This window comes from Streptomyces sp. NBC_00654 (assembly GCF_026341775.1).
GTDB lineage: Bacteria > Actinomycetota > Actinomycetes > Streptomycetales > Streptomycetaceae > Streptomyces.
This window is the reverse complement of the sequence record NZ_JAPEOB010000001.1, coordinates 2,086,426-2,105,285: the sequence shown is the minus strand read 5'-3', so window position 1 is coordinate 2,105,285 and position 18,860 is coordinate 2,086,426. Positions and strand designations below refer to the sequence as shown.

General features: G+C 71.3%; 13 protein-coding genes. 4 read left to right on the top strand and 9 right to left on the bottom strand.

Features of this window, described 5'->3' with window-relative positions; genetic code table 11:
• The first annotated feature begins 311 nt into the window (after positions 1–311).
• Positions 312–1,349, top strand: coding sequence for a helix-turn-helix domain-containing protein (locus OHA98_RS09150; RefSeq protein ID WP_266924139.1), 1,038 nt, complete (start codon positions 312–314; stop codon positions 1,347–1,349).
• Between the two features lie 76 nt (positions 1,350–1,425).
• On the opposite strand, the gene serA is transcribed toward OHA98_RS09150, so the two are convergent.
• From serA to OHA98_RS09120, 6 genes are all read right to left on the bottom strand, one after another.
• A complete protein-coding gene (gene serA / locus OHA98_RS09145) occupies positions 1,426–3,018 on the bottom strand; it encodes a phosphoglycerate dehydrogenase (RefSeq protein WP_266924138.1) in 1,593 nt (530 codons plus the stop codon).
• Between the two features lie 306 nt (positions 3,019–3,324).
• The gene (ilvC, locus tag OHA98_RS09140; RefSeq protein ID WP_266924137.1) at positions 3,325–4,326 is read right to left on the bottom strand and encodes a ketol-acid reductoisomerase; all 1,002 of its coding nucleotides are present in this window, start codon (positions 4,324–4,326) and stop codon (positions 3,325–3,327) included.
• A 115-nt stretch (positions 4,327–4,441) separates the two neighbouring features.
• Positions 4,442–4,969 carry an acetolactate synthase small subunit gene (ilvN, locus tag OHA98_RS09135; RefSeq protein ID WP_073727039.1) on the bottom strand — a complete coding sequence of 176 codons (528 nt, stop codon included), beginning with the start codon at positions 4,967–4,969 and terminating at the stop codon, positions 4,442–4,444.
• A 22-nt stretch (positions 4,970–4,991) separates the two neighbouring features.
• Complete coding sequence (locus OHA98_RS09130; RefSeq protein WP_266924136.1) at positions 4,992–6,848, bottom strand: acetolactate synthase large subunit; 1,857 nt, start codon at positions 6,846–6,848, stop codon at positions 4,992–4,994.
• Positions 6,849–7,065: 217 nt separating this feature from the next.
• The gene (locus OHA98_RS09125; protein WP_266924135.1) at positions 7,066–9,894 is read right to left on the bottom strand and encodes a bifunctional diguanylate cyclase/phosphodiesterase; all 2,829 of its coding nucleotides are present in this window, start codon (positions 9,892–9,894) and stop codon (positions 7,066–7,068) included.
• A 376-nt stretch (positions 9,895–10,270) separates the two neighbouring features.
• A complete protein-coding gene (locus tag OHA98_RS09120; RefSeq protein ID WP_266924134.1) occupies positions 10,271–11,221 on the bottom strand; it encodes a 2-hydroxyacid dehydrogenase in 951 nt (316 codons plus the stop codon).
• 139 nt (positions 11,222–11,360) lie between these two features.
• Between OHA98_RS09120 and OHA98_RS09115 the strand changes: the two genes are divergently transcribed.
• The 3 genes from OHA98_RS09115 to OHA98_RS09105 all read left to right on the top strand — a co-directional run bounded on the left by OHA98_RS09115 (position 11,361) and on the right by OHA98_RS09105 (position 13,922).
• On the top strand, positions 11,361–12,353 hold the full coding sequence (locus OHA98_RS09115; protein WP_266924133.1) for an aldo/keto reductase: 993 nt from the start codon (positions 11,361–11,363) through the stop codon (positions 12,351–12,353).
• A gap of 93 nt (positions 12,354–12,446) precedes the next feature.
• A complete protein-coding gene (locus OHA98_RS09110; RefSeq protein ID WP_266924131.1) occupies positions 12,447–13,664 on the top strand; it encodes a sorbosone dehydrogenase family protein in 1,218 nt (405 codons plus the stop codon).
• Positions 13,665–13,700: 36 nt separating this feature from the next.
• Entirely contained in the window at positions 13,701–13,922 is a 222-nt protein-coding gene (locus OHA98_RS09105) for a DUF6191 domain-containing protein (RefSeq protein ID WP_266924129.1), read from the top strand.
• A gap of 47 nt (positions 13,923–13,969) precedes the next feature.
• On the opposite strand, the gene OHA98_RS09100 is transcribed toward OHA98_RS09105, so the two are convergent.
• From OHA98_RS09100 to OHA98_RS09090, 3 genes are all read right to left on the bottom strand, one after another.
• Positions 13,970–17,068 carry a helix-turn-helix transcriptional regulator gene (locus OHA98_RS09100; protein ID WP_266924127.1) on the bottom strand — a complete coding sequence of 1,033 codons (3,099 nt, stop codon included), beginning with the start codon at positions 17,066–17,068 and terminating at the stop codon, positions 13,970–13,972.
• A complete protein-coding gene (locus OHA98_RS09095) occupies positions 16,960–17,274 on the bottom strand; it encodes a hypothetical protein (protein ID WP_266924126.1) in 315 nt (104 codons plus the stop codon). Before OHA98_RS09095 ends, OHA98_RS09100 begins: the two co-directional genes overlap by 109 nt.
• 196 nt (positions 17,275–17,470) lie before the next feature.
• A complete protein-coding gene (locus OHA98_RS09090) occupies positions 17,471–18,856 on the bottom strand; it encodes an LAETG motif-containing sortase-dependent surface protein (RefSeq protein WP_266927818.1) in 1,386 nt (461 codons plus the stop codon).
• Between the last annotated feature and the right edge of the window lie 4 nt (positions 18,857–18,860).

The following is an 18,860-nucleotide window of genomic DNA, read 5'->3' as shown; positions in this document are numbered from 1 at the left end:
AGGGCCCAACAAAGGGCCCATCCCGCCCCGTTGCCCCACACGGCCCCGGCCGGGCCCGGCCGGGGCCGCCCCCTGGGAGGGGTGGTACGTCAAGGGCGGGGGCGGCCGCCAGATGTATGTGACGTCTGCCCATGACATGCCCTCCCGGAGACGCGGAGGGAACTGATGTCGCCCGATGTCTGCCGTGGTGACAGGGCTGCGACAATGGGGGTTCCCGGCGGGTCCACGCCCTTGGCAGGAACTCGGCACCGCGACGGCGCCGAGCAGGTGCCGGCCGGCGCGCCGGGACCGGTACAGAAGGGGTGGACACCGTGCTGGGCAGGCTGGGCATGTCTCCGGAGGACGAGGAGCTGTATCGCACGCTCGTCGCACACGGCCCTCTCACCGCCGCCGACGCGGCGCGGCTCTGCGGGACCGGGCGGGAGCGGACCGAGCGGGCGCTGGTCTCGCTGCGCGCGTCGGGCCTGGTCTCGGCCCGGACGGGGCTCGGCGACAGCGCCGGCGAACTGTGGGAACCGGCGCCTCCCGCCCTGGCCCTCGGCGCCCTGCTCGCGATCCATCAGGACGAGCTGCGCTCACTGGCCGGCGAGATCACCGAACTCGACGGAACGTACCGGGAGTCCAGCGGGCACCGGGGCGAGGGCGGGGCCATCGAGATCCTGCACGGACGCGACACCATCGCGCACCGCTTCATCCAGATGCAGCAGGGGGCGCGCAGCGAACTGCTCTGCTTCAGCAAGGGGCTCCCGGTGGCAGTGACGGGCCAGGACAATCCGGGGGACGGCATAGCGATGGCCCGTGGGGTACGGGCCAGGCTGCTGGTGTCGAAGGACGCCCTGGAAGCCATGCCGGACACCCTGCACGAGGGCATCAGTCACGGCATGGAGATCCGGGTGGCGGACGAACTGCCGACCAAACTCCTGGTGGTGGACCGCAGAATGGCGCTGCTGCCCCTGCTGGCCGACCCGGCGCGGCTGCACGACCGGGCGGTCATCGTCCATGCCTCGGGCATCGTCGCGGCCCTGGTCGGGCTCTTCGAGCAGACATGGGCCCGGTCCCGTCCGATGCCGGCCGAGTGGCGCGGCGAGGACGACACGGCGGTGCTCGGACTGCTGCTCGGCGGGCTCACCGACGAGGCGATCGCGCAGCGTCTGGGCGCGTCGGCGCGTACGGTGCAGCGCCGGATCAAACGCCTGATGGACCGGGCCGGGGCGACGACCCGCTTCCAACTCGGCTGGTACGCACGGGACATGGGCTGGGTGACGGCTCCGGAACCCGGCCCGGCCGCCGTTCCGGGTCCGGCCGGGGGCATGGGGCCGCGCCCCGCGGACGCCGCCCCCGCTCCCTGACGCACCGTACCCGGCAGCTGGACGCGCGCCGGGCGTTCGTCCACCTGCCGGGTACGGTGTCCGGCCGGTACGGCGGTCAGTCGGTGAGGTTCACCGAACGGGCCGAGGAGGCGCCGATCTCCACGGAGATCTCGTTCAGCACGGACTGCGGGACGTTGTCGTCGACGGTGAGCACGACGAGCGCCTCGCCGCCCACGTCGGCCCGCGAGACCTGCATGCCCGCGATGTTCAGCCCGGCCTCGCCGAGGATCTTGCCGACCGCGCCGACGACACCGGGACGGTCCTGGTAGCGCAGCACGACCATGTGGTCGGCCAGCGCCAGGTCCACATCGTGCTCGCCGATCGCCACGATCTTCTGGAGGTTCTTCGGGCCGGCCAGCGTGCCGGAGACCGCGACCTCCTCGCCGCTCGACAGCGTGCCGCGGACGGTCACCACATTGCGGTGGTCGGGCGACTCGGAGCTGGTGGTGAGGCGGACCTCGACACCGCGCTCCTGCGCGAAGAGCGGGGCGTTGACGTAGCTCACGGTCTCGTCGACGACGTCCTCGAAGACGCCCTTGAGCGCGGAGAGTTCCAGCACCTTCACATCGTGCTGGGTGATCTCGCCGTACACCTCGACGTCGAGACGGGCCGCCACCTCGCCCGCGAGGGCGGTGAAGATGCGGCCGAGCTTCTCGGCGAGCGGCAGTCCGGGGCGTACGTCCTCGGCGATCACACCGCCCTGGACATTGACCGCGTCCGGTACCAGCTCACCGGCGAGGGCGAGACGCACGGACCTGGCGACCGCGATGCCCGCCTTCTCCTGGGCCTCGTCGGTGGAGGCGCCGAGGTGCGGGGTGCAGACGACCTGGTCGAACTGGAACAGCGGGGAGTCGGTGCAGGGCTCCTTGGTGTACACGTCCAGACCGGCACCCGCGACGCGGCCCTCCTTGAGCGCGGAGGCGAGCGCCTCCTCGTCGACGATGCCGCCGCGCGCGGCGTTGACGATGCGCACCGAGGGCTTCACCTTGTGCAGCGCCTCGTCACCGATCAGGCCGAGCGTCTCGGGGGTCTTGGGCAGGTGGACGGTGATGAAGTCGGCCACCTCCAGCAGCTCGTCCAGGCTGAGGAGCTTGACGCCCATCTGCGCGGCGCGGGCCGGCTGCACATAGGGGTCGTACGCGACGATCTTCATGCCGAAGGCCGACATCCGCTGGGCTACCAGCACACCGATACGGCCGAGGCCGACGACGCCGAGGACCTTCTCGCTGAGCTCGACGCCCGTGTACTTGGAGCGCTTCCACTCGCCGTTCTTCAGGGCGGTGTTGGCCTGCGGAATGTTCCGCGCGGTGGCGACGAGCAGGCCGCAGGCCAGCTCGGCCGCGGTGACGATGTTGGAGGTCGGGGCGTTGACGACCATCACACCGGCCTTGGTGGCCGAGGAGACGTCGACGTTGTCCAGACCGACGCCGGCACGGGCGACGACCCGGAGCTTCTTCGCGGCGGCGATGGCCTCGGCGTCGACCTTGGTGGCGGAGCGCACCAGGATGGCGTCGACATCGGTGATCGCGGGGAGGAGCTGGGCGCGGTCCGCGCCGTTGCAGTGCCGGATCTCGAAATCCGGACCCAGGGCGTCGACCGTTGCGGGCGACAGCTCTTCAGCGATGAGTACGACAGGTTTCGAGCTCACGTGAGTCCTCACAAGTCCAGTGCGGACGGCCGTCCCGACGGCCGCAGGCGGTGGAGGGGCTAGCCGCGTGGTAGACGCACGACACTGTGGGCCCTGACGCGTGTATGGGGAGAAGTGTAGTCATGCGGCGGAGCGCATACTGCGCCCCGGTGGAAGGATCACCCGCACGAGGGTGGACATGGTGTACACACGTGCGGCGCCGCCCCTTCCCCACCGCCTCTCCCCGCAGTGACACGGGGGTGGTGAGGCGGACGGTATTGCCGCGGGGGGCGGGTCCGGTGGGACCCGCCCCCCGCGGCACAGGACCTACGCTTCCTCGTCGTTCACCCAGCTCATGAGCTTGCGCAGCTCACGGCCGGTGGTCTCCAGGAGGTGGTCGCTGTCGGCCTTCTTGTACTCGTTGTACTTGGGCAGACCGTTGTGGTACTCGGCCATCCAGGCCTTGGCGAAGGTGCCGTCCTGGATCTCGGCGAGGACCTTCTTCATCTCGGCCTTGGTGGCGTCCGTGATGATCCGCGGGCCGGTGATGTAGTCGCCCCACTCGGCGGTCTCCGAGATGGACCAGCGCATCTTCTCCAGGCCGCCCTCGTACATGAGGTCCACGATGAGCTTCAGCTCGTGCAAGCACTCGAAGTACGCGATCTCCGGCTGGTAGCCGGCCTCGGTCAGGGTCTCGAAACCGGCCTTGACCAGGGCGGCGGTGCCACCGCAGAGGACGGCCTGCTCACCGAACAGGTCGGTCTCGGTCTCCTCGGTGAAGGTCGTCTTGATGACGCCGGCGCGGGTGCCGCCGATGCCCTTGGCGTACGAGAGGGCGAGCGCCAGGCCGTTGCCGGTCGGGTCCTGCTCGACGGCCACGATGCACGGGACACCGCGTCCCTCCTCGTACTGGCGGCGGACCAGGTGGCCGGGGCCCTTCGGGGCGACCATGCAGACGTCGACGTTGGCCGGCGGCTTGATGAAGTCGAAGCGGATGTTCAGGCCGTGGCCGAAGAACAGCGCGTCGCCGTCCTTGAGGTTGTCCTTGATGGACTCCTCGTAGACCTGGGCCTGGATCGGGTCCGGGACGAGGATCATGATGACGTCGGCCTCGGCGGCGGCCTCGGCCGGGGTCACCACGCGCAGGCCCTGCTCCTCGGCCTTGGCCTTGGACTTCGAGCCCTCGTGCAGACCGACGCGGACGTCGACGCCGGAGTCACGGAGCGACAGCGCGTGGGCGTGGCCCTGGCTGCCGTAACCGATGACCGCGACCTTGCGGCCCTGGATGATGGACAGGTCGGCATCGTCGTCGTAGAACAGCTCGGCCACTGGGTCTTCTCCTTGGTGTGCAGGTGTTGCGTCCCACCGTACGGCGGGGTGCGTCGTATTCGTTCTCGGGTCTCGCCATGCGAGCGGCGGACCGGCGGCCGGAACCGCCGGCCGGCTACGCCGTGCGGTCGAGTGCGCGCAGGGACCGGTCGGTGATCGAGCGCGCGCCGCGCCCTATGGCGATGGTGCCGGACTGGACCAGCTCCTTGATGCCGTACTGCTCCAGCATCTTGAGCATGGCCTCCAGCTTGTCGGCCCCTCCGGTCGCCTCGATCGTGACGGCCTCCGGGGAGACGTCCACGGTCTTGGCGCGGAACAGCTGGACGATCTCGACGATCTGGGACCGGGTCTCGCTGTCGGCGCGGACCTTCACCAGGACGAGCTCGCGCTGGATCGCAGCGGAGGGCTCGAGTTCGACGATCTTCAGGACGTTGACCAGCTTGTTGAGCTGTTTGGTCACCTGCTCCAGAGGCAGGTCCTCGACATTCACGACGATGGTGATGCGGGAGATGTCGGGGTGTTCGGTGGTACCGACCGCGAGCGAGTCGATATTGAAGCCGCGCCGGGAGAACAGGGCGGTGATCCGGGCGAGGACACCGGGCTTGTTCTCGACCAGGACGGAGAGCGTGTGCTTGCTGGACATGGAGTCGGTCTCTCTCTGTCTCTCAGTCGTCTTCGTTGTCGCCGAAGTCGGGGCGGACACCGCGGGCGGCCATGACCTCGTCGTTGGAGGTGCCGGCGGCGACCATCGGCCACACCATGGCGTCCTCGTGGACGATGAAGTCGATCACGACGGGGCGGTCGTTGATGGAGTTGGCCTCTTCGATGGCCTTGTCCAGGTCGGCCGGGTCCTCGCAGCGGATCGCGTAGCAGCCCATGGCCTCGGACAGCTTGACGAAGTCCGGCACGCGGGTGCCCTTCGCCGGGATGCCGTCCGTGTCGGCGCCGGAGTGCAGCACGGTGTTGGAGTAGCGCTGGTTGTAGAACAGGGTCTGCCACTGGCGGACCATCCCGAGCGCGCCGTTGTTGATGATGGCGACCTTGATCGGGATGTTGTTGAGCGCGCAGGTGGTGAGTTCCTGGTTGGTCATCTGGAAGCAGCCGTCGCCGTCGATGGCCCAGACGGTGCGGTCGGGCATGCCGGCCTTGGCGCCCATCGCGGCCGGGACCGCGTACCCCATCGTCCCGGCACCACCGGAGTTCAGCCAGGTGGCGGGCTGCTCGTAGTCGATGAAGTGGGAGGCCCACATCTGGTGCTGCCCGACGCCCGCCGCGAAGATCGTGCCCTCGGGGGCGAGCTTGCCGATGCGCTGGATGACCTGCTGCGGGGAGAGGCTGCCGTCCTCGGGCAGGTCGTAGCCGAGCGGGTAGGTGTCGCGCCAGCGGTTGAGGTCGTTCCACCAGGCTTCGTAGTCGCCGGTGTGGCCCTCGGTGTGCTCGGCCTGGACCGCCTGGACCAGGTCGGCCAGGACCTCGCGGGCGTCGCCCACGATCGGCACGTCGGCGGCACGGTTCTTGCCGATCTCGGCCGGGTCGATGTCGGCGTGGATGATCTTGGCGTACGGGGCGAAGCTGTCCAGCCTGCCGGTGACGCGGTCGTCGAAGCGGGCTCCGAGGGCGACGATCAGGTCGGCCTTCTGCAGCGCGGTGACGGCGGTGACCGCACCGTGCATGCCCGGCATTCCGACGTGCAGCGGGTGGCTGTCGGGGAAGGAGCCGAGCGCCATCAGTGTGGTGGTGACGGGCGCTCCGGTCAGCTCCGCGAGGACCTTCAGCTCGGCGGTGGCCCCCGCCTTGATGACACCGCCGCCGACGTACAGCACCGGGCGCTTGGCCTGGGTGATGAGCTTGGCGGCCTCACGGATCTGCTTGGCGTGCGGCTTGGTGACCGGACGGTAGCCCGGCAGGTCCTGGGTGGGCGGCCAGCTGAACGTCGTACGCGCCTGGAGGGCGTCCTTGGCGATGTCGACGAGGACCGGTCCGGGGCGGCCGGTGGAGGCGATGTGGAAGGCCTCGGCGATGGTGTGCGGGATGTCCTCGGCCTTGGTGACCAGGAAGTTGTGCTTGGTCACCGGCATCGTGATGCCGCAGATGTCGGCTTCCTGGAAGGCGTCCGTGCCGATGGCCTTGGAGGCGACCTGCCCGGTGATCGCGACCAGCGGGACCGAGTCCATGTGCGCGTCGGCGATCGGGGTGACCAGGTTGGTGGCGCCCGGCCCGGAGGTGGCCATGCAGACCCCGACCTTGCCGGTGGCCTGCGCGTAGCCGGTGGCGGCGTGGCCCGCGCCCTGCTCGTGACGGACGAGGACGTGACGGACCCGGGTGGAGTCCATCATCGGGTCGTACGCGGGGAGGATGGCGCCGCCGGGAATGCCGAATACCGTGTCGGCGCCGACTTCCTCAAGAGAACGGATGAGGGACTGCGCGCCCGTGACGTGCTCAACGGTGACGGACGACGGTCCGCCGCTACGGGCGCGCGGCTGCGGGTGGTGGGCCCCGGTGGCCTGCTCGGTCATCGGCATTCTCTTCTCGAAGCTGAGGGTTTTCGCGGGTGTTTTGCAGCGTTTTGCGGGGTGTCAGTGCAACAAAAAACCCCTCGTGCCGTGAGGCAAGCGAGGGGAGCGCGCCGGTGCGGTCTGCGGGGTGTCGTGGAGTGACCCTGCTTCAGCCGACGCGCTTTCCAAGTACGAGAATTCGGGTGCGCATGGCATTGACCCTCTCTCCGGCACGCATGACGTGTCAAGTGGGTGGGACGGGCGTCTCAGCATGTGATCCGGTGAGCAGCGGAATCGAGCCGCCCGCCAGAACGGGCCTGGCGGCGGGAGTGCCGGGCACCGGGAACTGCCCGCGGACCAGCACACGGCGGAGCCGGTACTCGTCCAGCGGGCCGGAGAAGGCCATTCCCTGCCCGTGCGTGCACCCCATGGCGCGCAGGGCGAGGACCTGCTCCGGTACGTCCACCCCGTCGGCCACGGACTGCATGCCGAGGTCACAGGCGATGCGGAGTAACCCGCTCGTGATCTTGTGGAGCCGGGCGGACTCCACCACTCCTTCGACCAGACCGCGGTCCAGTTTCAGTACGTCGATGGGGAGCCGGCGCAGGGCGTTGATCGCGGCGTAACCGCTGCCGAAACCGTCGAGCGCGATGCGCACGCCGAGCCGGCGCAGCGCGACCAGCCGCTGCTCCAGGTCGTCGAAGGAGACCCGCGGATCACTGTCGGCGACCTCGATCATCAGCGCTCCGGACGGCAGGCCGTGCCGGGTGAGAAGCGCCTCGATGGAGCCGAAGGGCAGGGCCTTGTCCAGGAGCCGCCCGGCGGACAGCCGTACGGAGACCGAGACGGGGTGCCCGGCCCTGGCCCGCTCGGCGGCCTGCTCGACGGCCTCTTCGAGCAGCCAGCGGCCCAGCTCGGCGGTGCGGTCGCTGTCGTCGGAGACGCGCAGGAATTCGGCCGGGGTGAACAGGATGCCCTGTGCGGAGCGCCAGCGCGCCTGAGCGGCGACGGCGGCGACGGATCCACTGGCGAGGTGGACGACGGGCTGGTGCAGCAGGGCGAACTCGCCGTCGCGCAGGGCGGTCCGCAGCCGGGCGGCCAGCTCGGAGCGGCGGACGACATCGGCCTGCATCTGCGGGGCGTACAGCTCGACGCGGTCCTTGCCGCCCGCCTTGGCGCGGTACATCGCGAGGTCCGCGTTGCGCATGAGGTCGGTGGGGGTGATGGCCGGCTCGGCGAAGGCGACACCGATGGAGGCGGCCACCCTGACCTCGCTGGCGCCGATGCGGTACGGCTGGGAGAGCGTGAGCCGCAGCCGGTCGGCGATCTCGTGGACCTGGTACTCCCGGGCGCCCTGGTCGCGGGTGCCGTCGCCGATGATGAGCGCGGCGAACTCGTCGCCGCCGAGCCGGGCCGCGGTGTCGGCGGCCCGTACGGAGTCCGCCAGCCGGCGGGCGGCCTGGATGAGGAGCTCGTCGCCCGCCTGGTGGCCGATGGTGTCGTTGACCGCCTTGAAGCCGTCGAGGTCGATGAACAGCACGGCGGTGCCCGGGTCGCCGGAGCGGCGGCCGCCGAGCGCCTGGCGCACCCGGGCGGTGAACAGGGCCCGGTTGGGCAGGTCGGTGAGCGGGTCGTGCTCGGCGTTGTGCTGCAACTGGGCCTGGAGGCGGACCCGTTCGGTCACGTCCCGGCTGTTCAGGAGAAGCCCGCCCTGGTGCCGGTTGACGGTGGACTCGACGTTGAGCCAGTCGCCGGTCCCGGATCTGAAGCGGCACTCGATCCGGGTGGTGGGCTCCTCGTGGGGCGGGGCGGCGAGGAACCGGCGCACCTCGTGGACCACCCGCCCGAGGTCGTCGGGGTGGATGATGGAGGCCAGCTCGCAGCCGACGAGGTCTTCCGCGTCCCGCCCGTACACCCCGGCGGCCGCGGGGCTGACGTAGCGGAGTATGCCGGTGGGCGCGGCGATCATGATGACATCGCTGGAGCCCTGCACCAGGGAGCGGAAGTGGTTCTCCTTCTGGGCCAGCTCCTGGGTGAGGGAGATGTTGTCCAGGAGCATGATGCCCTGCCGGACGACCAGGGCCAGGACGACCGTACAGCCGGTGAGGACCACCACCTGGTCCACCCGGCGGCCCTCGACCACGTTGTACAGGATGCCGAGGGTGCAGACGGCGGCGGCCAGATACGGTGTCAGCGCGGCCAGGGACCCGGCGATCGGGCGGCTCGTGGTGGCCCGCGGCTGGCCGCCGGACCGGTCCGCCTCGCGCGCGCTGCGCCGGGCGCCCCAGGGGGCGTAGGCCAGGAGCAGCGATCCGGCGAACCAGCCCGCGTCGAGAAGCTCGCCGGACCGGTAGGTGGAGCGGAGCAGCGGTGAGGTGAACACCGCGTCGCTCAGGACGGTCAGGGCGAGCGCGGCGATGGCCGTGTTCACCGCGGAGCGGTTGGCGTTGGCCCGGCGGAAGTGCAGCGCGAGCACCATGGAGACCAGCACGATGTCGAGCAGCGGGTAGGCCAGCGAGAGGGCCGCGCGGGCCACGCTGATGTCCTCGACGTGGGCCATCTGGGCGGTGTGGGCGAGGGCGAGGCTCCAGGAGAGCGTCAGCAGCGAGCCGCCGATCAGCCAGGAGTCCAGCGCCAGGCAGACCCAGCCGGCCCGGGTGACCGGGCGTTTGGCGAGGACGAGCAGCCCCACGATGGCGGGCGGCGCGAAGCAGAGGAAGAACAGATCGGCCAGGGAAGGGGTGGGCACCGGGAGCCCCAGCACCACCTCGTACCAGCCCCAGATCGCGTTGCCCCCGGCGGCCATCAGGGAGGACACCGAGAACAGCAGCCAGGCAGGCCGCAGCCGGCTGACGCTCGCGCGTGCGTAGAGGAAGCACGAGACGGCGGCGATCATCGCGGCGACGCTGAGGCCGAAGTCGCCCATGAACAGGGCCAGTTCCGGCGAGCCCCAGCCGGTGGCCGCACCCACGCCGTACCCCGCGCAGACAAGGGCCAGCAGGACCTGGGACAGCAGTCCCGTCCGGCCGCCGGCCACCTGCGGCCGGGTGAGCAGGGCCCCGAGGGCGCTCACCGGAGGGCTCCCCGGACCGGGCCCGGCCCCCCCGGCTTCGGGCCCGGCGCCGGGCCCGTCCGGGAACCCGTCCGCCCGCCAGGGGCTACGGGACGGCCTGCGCCGTCTTCAGGGCTCCGTCCGCGCTCCGGTGGCACCGATGACCGCCGTCGCCCGCCCCGCGTCGGATCGTCTTTCCATGGCCAGCACATCGCCCGTCGCCCCCTCGCGTTCCGGTGCTCCCCCCGCGCCGTCCTTCCACGGCGCAGCCCCCCCGGACTGGACGATACACCAGACTCGTCACTCAGGGCCATAGCTTCTCTACTCTCCGTGACGACCTGCGGTTTCGTCGGCACCCGGCGCATCCGGACCGCTCCGCAGCGTCGCGGAGCGCCGCTCAGCCGGTGGTGCGTACGACGTTGCGCACCGGCTCCCCCGCGGCGAACCGGGTGAGCTGAGCGGCCAGCAGGCGCTTGGCCCGGGGCTCGAACGCCGAGGTACTGCCGCCCACATGAGGAGTGATGAGGACATTCGGAGCATGCCAGAGGCGATGGCCCGCCGGCAGCGGTTCCGGGTCGGTCACGTCGAGAGCCGCCCGCAGCCGGCCCGACTCCAGTTCGGACAGCAGGGCCTCCGTACGGACGACACCGCCGCGTGCGACGTTCACGAGCAGGGCACCGTCCGGCATGGCGGCGAGGAAGCGGGCGTCCACCAGGCCTTGCGAGGCGGGGTTCAGCGGGGTGGACAGAATGACGACATCGGCCTCCGGCAGCAGTGCGGGCAGGTCGTCGAGCGCGTGCACGGGGCCGCGCTCCGTCGTCCTGGCCGAGCGTGCGACGCGCACCACCCGCGCGCACTCGAAGGGTTCGAGCCGGTCCTCGATCGCCGAACCGATGGAGCCGTATCCCACGATGAGGACGGACTTGTCCGCGAGTGCGGGATAGAAGCCGGAGCGCCACTCCTCGCCGTCCTGGCCGTGGACGAAGCCGGGGAAACCGCGCAGGGAGGCCAGGACCAGGGCCAGCGCGAGTTCCGCCGTGGACGCCTCGTGCACCCCCCTGGCGTTGCACAGCCGTACCCCGGGGCGCAGCAGGCCGAGGGCCGGCTCCACGTGGTCGATCCCCGCCGTGAGCGTCTGGACGACCCGCACCGCCCCCATGGCGGCGAGCGGGCGGACCGCGACCTCGGGACCCTTCATGTACGGGACGACGTAGAAGGCACAGTCCGCGGGATCGGCGGGGTAGTCCTGACCGCCGTCCCAGAGGCGGTAGTCGAGGCCCTCGGGAAGCCCGTCGATCTCCGCTGCCGGAAAAGGCAGCCATACGTCGGTATTGGTCGCAGAAGTCATGGTCAGGAGGCTATGCGACAGGTGTGCGAGCGCTCCCGGGCGGCTCCGCGGCGGCTGCCCGGAGTCCGCGCGGCGGCAGAGGTTACTTTGGGGTCCGGTGTGGTCCCGCATCGGCGGGACCGAGGGAGGGTTCGGGGAGTTGGAGCGCAGGACTATCGGTGCGGCAGGGCTCGCCGTCGGCGCGGTGGGGCTGGGCTGCATGCCGATGAGCTGGGGGTACAGCGCGTCGCAGCGGCTCGGTGACCGTTCGTTGCGAACCGTGCACGCCGCGCTCGACGCGGGTGTCCGGCTGCTCGACACCGCGGACATGTACGGCCCGTTCACCAATGAGCTGCTGGTCGGCCGCGCGCTGAAGGGGCGCCGCTCCCAGGCGTTCGTCTCGACCAAGTGCGGGCTGCTGGTGGGGGATCAGCACATCGTGGCCAACGGGCGGCCCGGCTATGTGCGGCGGGCCTGCGACGCCTCGCTCCGGCGGCTCCAGACCGAGGTGATCGACCTCTACCAGCTGCACCGGGCGGATCCCGAGGTCCCGGTGGAGGAGACCTGGGGCGCGATGGCCGACCTGGTGACCGCGGGCAAGGTACGGGCGCTGGGCCTGTGCGCGGTGGGGGCGCGGGCCCCGCGCCGGTCCGGGGCGGGGATGCATGACGGAACGATCCGGCAGCTGGAGCGGGTCCAGCAGGTCTTTCCGGTCAGCGCGGTCGAGGCGGAGCTCTCCGTCTGGTCGCCGGAGGCGCTGGAGACGCTGCTGCCCTGGTGCGCGGCGCGCGGCGTGGGCCTGCTGGCCGCGATGCCGCTGGGCAGCGGCTATCTGACGGGGACGCTGAAGCCGGGGCAGGGCTTCGAGCCGGACGATCCGCGGGCCAGGCACCCCCGGTTCACGGCGGAGATGATGGCCGCGAACCAGCCGGTGGTCGCCGGGCTGCGCCGGATCGCGGAGCGGCACGGCGCGACGGTGGCGCAGGTGGCGCTGGCGTGGGTGCTGCGGCAGGGGCCGCATGTGGTGGCCGTGCCGGGTGCGAAGCGGGAGCAGTGGGCCGTGGAGAACGCGGGAGCCGCGGAACTGAGGCTTTTGGACCGGGATCTGGCCGAGATCGCCGCCCTGCCGCGTGCCCGCGAGTCGTGGGACTGAGCCGACAGCCGGAGAATCGGCGGCATCGCGAACCCCGGGCGGGCCCACGGTGTAAGAACAGTGGTGATGCGGCCCTCGGAAAGGATCAGTGCTGTGCGCGGTGCGGTGTTCGGGTCTGTGCAAGTCCCCGCGGTGCGCAGGGGGGCGGTGGCCGTGCTGGCCACGGCCTCGCTGCTGTTCTCCGCCGCCTGTTCGTCCACGGACGGGACGGCGGGCACGAAGGGACGGGACGGTGACGCCTCCCCCTCTCCGAGGACGGGTTCCGCTTCCCCGGCCCCGGCCACCCCGTCGCCCGGCCTGCCCCCGGCCAAGGGGTCGGTGAAGGTGGTCTCGACACTCACCGAGGGGCTCAAGTCGCCCTGGGGGCTGGCGGCTCTTCCGGGTGGCGATCTGCTGGTCGCCTCGCGCGACGGGGCCACGATCCGGCGGATCGACGGGAAGAGCGGGAAGCAGACCCTGCTGGGCTCCGTCCCGGGGGTGTCCCCGGCAGGTGAGGGCGGGCTGCTGGGGCTCGCGGTGTCCGCCACGTACGGTGCGGACCATCTGGTGTACGCCTACTTCACCACCGAGTCCGACAACCGGATCGCGCGGATGCAGTACGACGAACAACGCCCGGCCGGTCAGCAACTGGGCGCACCCGACACGATCCTGCGGGGCATCCCGAAGGGCGCCATCCACAACGGCGGCCGGATCGCCTTCGGTCCGGACCGCATGCTGTACGCGGGCACGGGCGAGACCGGGGACACCGGACTGGCCCAGGACCAGGAGTCGCTGGCGGGCAAGATCCTGCGGATGACCCCCGACGGGGAGCCGGTGCACGGCAACCCCTCGGCGGACTCGGTGGTGTACTCGTACGGCCACCGCAATGTGCAGGGGCTGGCCTGGGACGGGCAGAAGCAGCTGTGGGCGTCCGAGTTCGGCCAGGACACCTGGGACGAGCTGAACCGGATCGAGCCCGGCCGCAACTACGGCTGGCCCGATGCCGAGGGCAGGAGGGGCGAGCGGGGGTTCGTCGACCCGGTGGCCCAGTGGAAGACCTCCGAGGCCTCGCCGAGCGGAATCGCGTTCGCCGCGGGCTCGGTCTGGATGGCGGGCCTGCGCGGGGAGCGGCTCTGGCGGATCCCGCTGTCCGGGACGGCGGACAAGGAACCATTGGCGGCACCCCAGTCGTTCCTGGAAGGGAAGTACGGCCGTCTGCGCACGGTGGTGAGCGCGGGCGGCGACAAGCTGTGGCTGGTCACCAGCAATACGGACGGGCGCGGGACCCCGAAGCCGGGGGACGACCGGATCCTGTTGCTGGAGGTCGGCTGACGCGTGACGCGGGGTGTGTCGGAGGGAGCACGGCCGGTGTTCAATTTCTTCGAGGAGCTGTTCGCCCCGGGTCGTCGGCACACGTCCGAGGAGCAGAAGCGGCTGGAGCTGAGCCGGGTCGACCTCGGGGTCGGCGATCCGGGGCGGGGGCCGATAGACCTGGCCTCCGGGAAGGTGACGGTGCGCGCCCCCGGGATGGCAGCCCGCGAGAGGGACGACACGGAGACGGACGACACGGACCGCACGGACACGGACTAACCGGACCGCACGGAGGCGGACCCCGCCGTTGCTGAGGGTCAATACACCTAGCGCGCCGGGTAGAGCCGCAGCCGGTGCGCGAGTGCGGCCGCTTCCCCCCGGCTGGAGACACCGAGCTTGGCCAGGATGTTGGAGACGTGCACGCTCGCCGTCTTCGGCGAGATGTACAGCTCCTCGGCGATCCGGCGGTTGGTGTGCCCGGCCGCGACCAGCCGGTGCACATCCTGTTCGCGCGGGGTCAGGCCGAAGGACTCCACTGCGGCCAGCGCCGGGTCCGGCTCCCCCGCACCCGGGTGCCCGGCACCGTCCCGTACGGTGCCTCCCGGGGCGTTCGACGGGACCAGGACCGCGGGGTGGATCTCGGACTCACCGGTCCGGGCCGGAGCCTCCAGCGCGATCCGCGCGCGGCCGGCGAGCAGTTCGACGTTCTCGGCCAGCGGCCGGGCGCCCAGCCGCCCCGCGGTGGAGTGCGCCTCGCGCAGCAGGGCCGTCGCGTCGGTCCGGTCGCCGGGGGCGATCAGGAGCGCCTCGGCCCAGCGGAGCTGTACCTGCGCCAGCTCGTACGGGCGGTGGAGCGGGGCGAACGCCTCGGCGGCACGGGACCAGTGGGCAGGGGTGTCGGTGCCCTCCGCGCGGGCCAGTTCGGCTTCGACCAGGGCGCCGTGGGCGGCCCAGACCGGGACCAGCATCGGCAGCTTCTTGAGGTGGCCGCGGATGCGTGCGAGAACGGCGGGGCGGCCGGGGTCGGCCGCGGGCAGCCCCCGGGCGTCCGCCTCGATCGACGCGGCGACATGGAGCAGCGGCAGGGAGTGCCACTGGGTGCCGGGGGCGAAGTCCCGCTCGGCCAGGCTGTCGAACGCGGCCCGTGCCTCGGTCAGGCGTCCCTGCTGGGCGGCGATGGCCATGGCGTGCCGGACCGGGGTGATCAGATGCTGGGGCTGCGGGTCATGGAGCCCGAACATGCGCCGGGTGAGGGACAGTTGCTCCTCGGCCTCGGCGAGGTCGCCCCGGGCCAGGGCCAGTTCGGTACGGCGGGCGGCGACGAGCCCGCGGGACTTGCGGGACTGGGCCAGGAGGCCCGCCGCGTCGGCGGCCGCCCGGCTCTCCGCCCAGTGGCCGAGCGAGAAGTAGGACTGGGACTGGTTGGAGCGGACCCAGGCCTCCGTGTCGGCGAGGCCGTGGTTGTGGCAGACCTCGATACCGTGGTCGGCGGCGGCGACGGCCTCCAGGGAGCGGCCCATGGATTCCAGCGACGACGGGAGGTTGATTCCGGCCCGGCCCACCAGGTGGACGAGCTGCAGTTCGTCGGCGCGGTCGCGGACCGCGTACATCTCCGCGATCCCTTCGTCGATGCCGCCCGCGTCGGCGATGAGCATTCCCCGGGTGAGCCGGGCGTGCAGTTCGATGTACTCGTCGCCGATGAGCCTGGCGTACTCCACCGCCCGGTCGGCGTCGGCGAGCGTCTGCGGCCCCGGGCGGTGCAGGGCGCTCCAGCCCGCCACACTGGTGAGGACATCGGCGTGCACGGCGGACGGGGGCAGTCCGCGGACCAGTTCCTGGGCCGTGGCCAGCTCCTCCCATCCGTCGCCCCGGGTGAGGTCCTGCATGAGCCGCGAGCGCTGCACCCAGAACCAGGCGGCGCGCAGCGGGTCGCCCTCGGCGTCCACGACCCGCATGGCCTTCTTCGAGATGGCCAGGGCCCGCTCGCGGTCCCCGCCGAAGCGTGCGGCGACAGTGGCTTCGGCCATCAGGTCGAGATAGCGCAGCGGGGTGCTGTCGGGGTCACCGCCGCAGCCCGGGTAGACCTCGGCGTAGTCGATGGGGCGCAGGGTGCGGCGTACCTCGTCGGGTACCTCGTCCCACAGCTCCATGGCCCGCTCCAGCAGCCGCAGTTGCTCGGAGTGGGCGAAGCGGCGGCGGGCCTCGACGGATGCCTTCAGTACGGCGGGCAGGGCCTTGGCCGGGTCGTGTGCGGCGTACCAGTAGCTGGCGAGGCGGGTGGCGCGTTCGTCGGCCCGGACGAGTGCGGGGTCGGCCTCCAGGGCCTCGCCGTAGCGGCGGTTGAGGCGTGAGCGCTCGCCGGGCAGCAGGTCGTCGCTGACGGCCTCGCGGACCAGCGAGTGGCGGAAGCGGTAGCCGTCGAAGTCGGGTGCGGGTTGCAGCAGGTTGGCGCCCACGGCGGCGCGCAGGGCCTCGATGAGGTCGTCCTCGGTGAGCCCGGCCACCGCGGCCAGCAGTGCGTGCTCGACGGTGGAGCCGCCCTCGGCGACGATCCTGGCGACTTTCTGGGCGTCGTCGGGGAGGGCTTCGACACGGACCAGGAGCAGGTCGCGCAGCGAATCGGAGAGGCCGGAGCTGTCTCCGCAGCACTCCAGGCTGCGGGCCAGTTCCTCCACGAAGAAGGCGTTGCCGTCGGAGCGCTCGAAGATGTCGTCGACCAGGGCCGCCTCGGGCGCCACGGAGAGGATGCCGCTGAGCTGGCGGCGTACCTCGGCATGGCTGAACCGGGCCAGTTCGACCCGGCGTACGGTGCGCAGCCGGTCCAGCTCCGCCAGCAGCGGGCGCAGGGGGTGACGGCGGTGGATGTCGTCGGCGCGGTAGGTGCCGACAACGACGAGCCGGCCGCTGCGCAGGGTGCGGAAGAGGTAGGCGAGCAGATGCCGGGTGGAGGCGTCGGCCCAGTGCAGGTCCTCCAGGACGAGGACGGCCGTACGGTCCGCCGAGATGCGCTCCAGGAGCCGTGCGGTGAGTTCGAAGAGGCGGGCGGTGCTGTGCTCGTCGGTCGCGTCCCGGTCGGCCTCGCCGAGCTCGGGCAGCAGCCGGGCCAGCTCGCCCTCCTGTCCGGAGCAGGCCGCGGCCATCTCCTCGGGCAGGGTGCGGCGCAGGGCGCGCAGGGCCGTGGAGAAGGGGGCGAAGGGGAGTCCGTCGGCGCCGATCTCCACACAGCCGCCGACGGCGACGACCGCCTCGCGGCGATGGGCCGCGGTGAGGAATTCCTCGACCAGGCGGGTCTTGCCGACGCCCGCCTCTCCGCCGATCAGCAACGCCTGCGGCTCGCCCGCGGCGGCGCGGGCGAGCGCATCGGTGAGCGAGGCGAGTTCCTCGGCTCGGCCGACGAACACGGGGCTGACGGACCTGGTCTCCACATCGCCGAGCATCGCACACGGACCCGACTCGTCCGCTTCCGGTACGCCCACGGGCCCGCGGCACCGGCTCGTCCGCCTGCGGGCCTGGCGTCCTCGTCGGTGTCGGCGCGACGCAGCCACTTCGGCAGGGTGATCGGGTGGACGCCGAGGTCGGCGGCGATCTGTTCCAGCGTGACGCCGGGCTCGCGGATACGCGCGACCCGCACGACGTCCTCGCGGAACTCCTCCGGACCGGGCTTGGGTACTGCGACATCCTTCCGGGCCGCCTCTCGGCAAGCCCGGTCAGGTGTCACCCCACCCTGCGGCAGTCCCTCCGCAGACTATGGGATCCCGATGACAACGTGAATGCGACGGGCCCGGCACGCGTGGGCGTGCCGGGCCTGTCAGTCACCTACCCGCCGACTACTGACCAGCGGTCTTCTTCCTGCGCAGGATGAATACCGCCGCACCGCCCGCGGCCACGAAGGCCGCCGCTACGCCTGCGATCACCGGTGTGGCGCTGGAGCCGCCGGTCTCCGCGAGATCACCACTGCCCCCGGTCGTGCCGCCCGTCGTGCCCTTGATCGGAGTAGGGCTCGGGCTGGAAGACGGGGTCTCCCCGCCACCGCCCGTGCCCGGGGCCGGAGTGCCCTGAGTCTCGCAGTCCAGGACGCCCTGGAAACGCTCTGAGAAGCCGTTGGGGCCGACGATGGTGAAGTCGTACGCCTCGTCCTCACCGACAGGTACCGTCACGCTCTTCGTCTCGCCTGCGCCGACCGTGTGCTTGACACCGCCGAGCTCGAAGGTGAAGGGGGCGTCGCCCTCGTTGGCGGCCTTGACGTCGATGCCGCCCGCGGTGCAGTTCTTCTCGGCCGTGACCGAGGGGATAGCACCCTTCGAGGCCCAGTTCGCCGTTGCTTCCGCGGCGATCGTGGATTCGGTGGAGCCGGCCAATATCTGTGTCTGGCTCTTGCTCGGGCTCGCGAACGCCCGGCCGACCGGAACCTGTGTGGTCGCCTTGGCCGTGAGCGAGGCCCTGCCGTCGGCCGTGCCCGCGGGCACGTCGAAGTACAGATCGGTGCCGTTGACGGCCGACGTGACGGGCTGACCGTTCTTGTCGGTCACCTTGACCCCTGCCGCCAGGCCGTCGGCATTGGCAGCGACGGTAACCCGGTCGGCGTCGGTGCGCACCTTCACAGGACCGAGCTTGTCCCCCGACTTGCCGGATACCGCGTTCGGCTCCAGCGTCAGAGAGGTCTTCGGCTCCTGAAGGTTCTGGGCCTGAGACTCGAGCCAGTCCGCGAGCTTCTCGGCCTGTTCGTTCTTGGCCTCGACCTTCACCCCGTCCGAGATCCGCCAGATGGCGACCTGGGTGCCGGCGGCGGCCGTCTTGGAGGTGAGCTCCCCGGCGCCCGCCTTCTGGGCGAGCGCCCCCAGATCGGCGGCCTGCGGGTACGAGTTCCGGAGGATCCAGAGGATCTTTCCGGCGTCCTTGTTCACGCCGAGCGACGTCTGACCCCACGGGGTCTCAAGGTATTTGGCCTTGCTCTGAGTCGGGTTGTGGATGTCGATGCAGTATGTCTGCAGTCGACCGCCGCCCTCGACAGTCATCTCGAACAGTCCTGCGGAGATGTTCTTTGTCCTACCGTCACCGATGTCGAGACGGGCCGAGTCGAACGTCTTCAGTCCGTCAAGAGTGGCCACCGCACCACCCTGGTGATGCGTGTCCTCCCCATCGGCCGAGGCACTGTTGGCCCCAGCAAGGGATCCCAGGACCAATAGTCCAACCGTGGCCGCCGTTGCGGCTATCCGA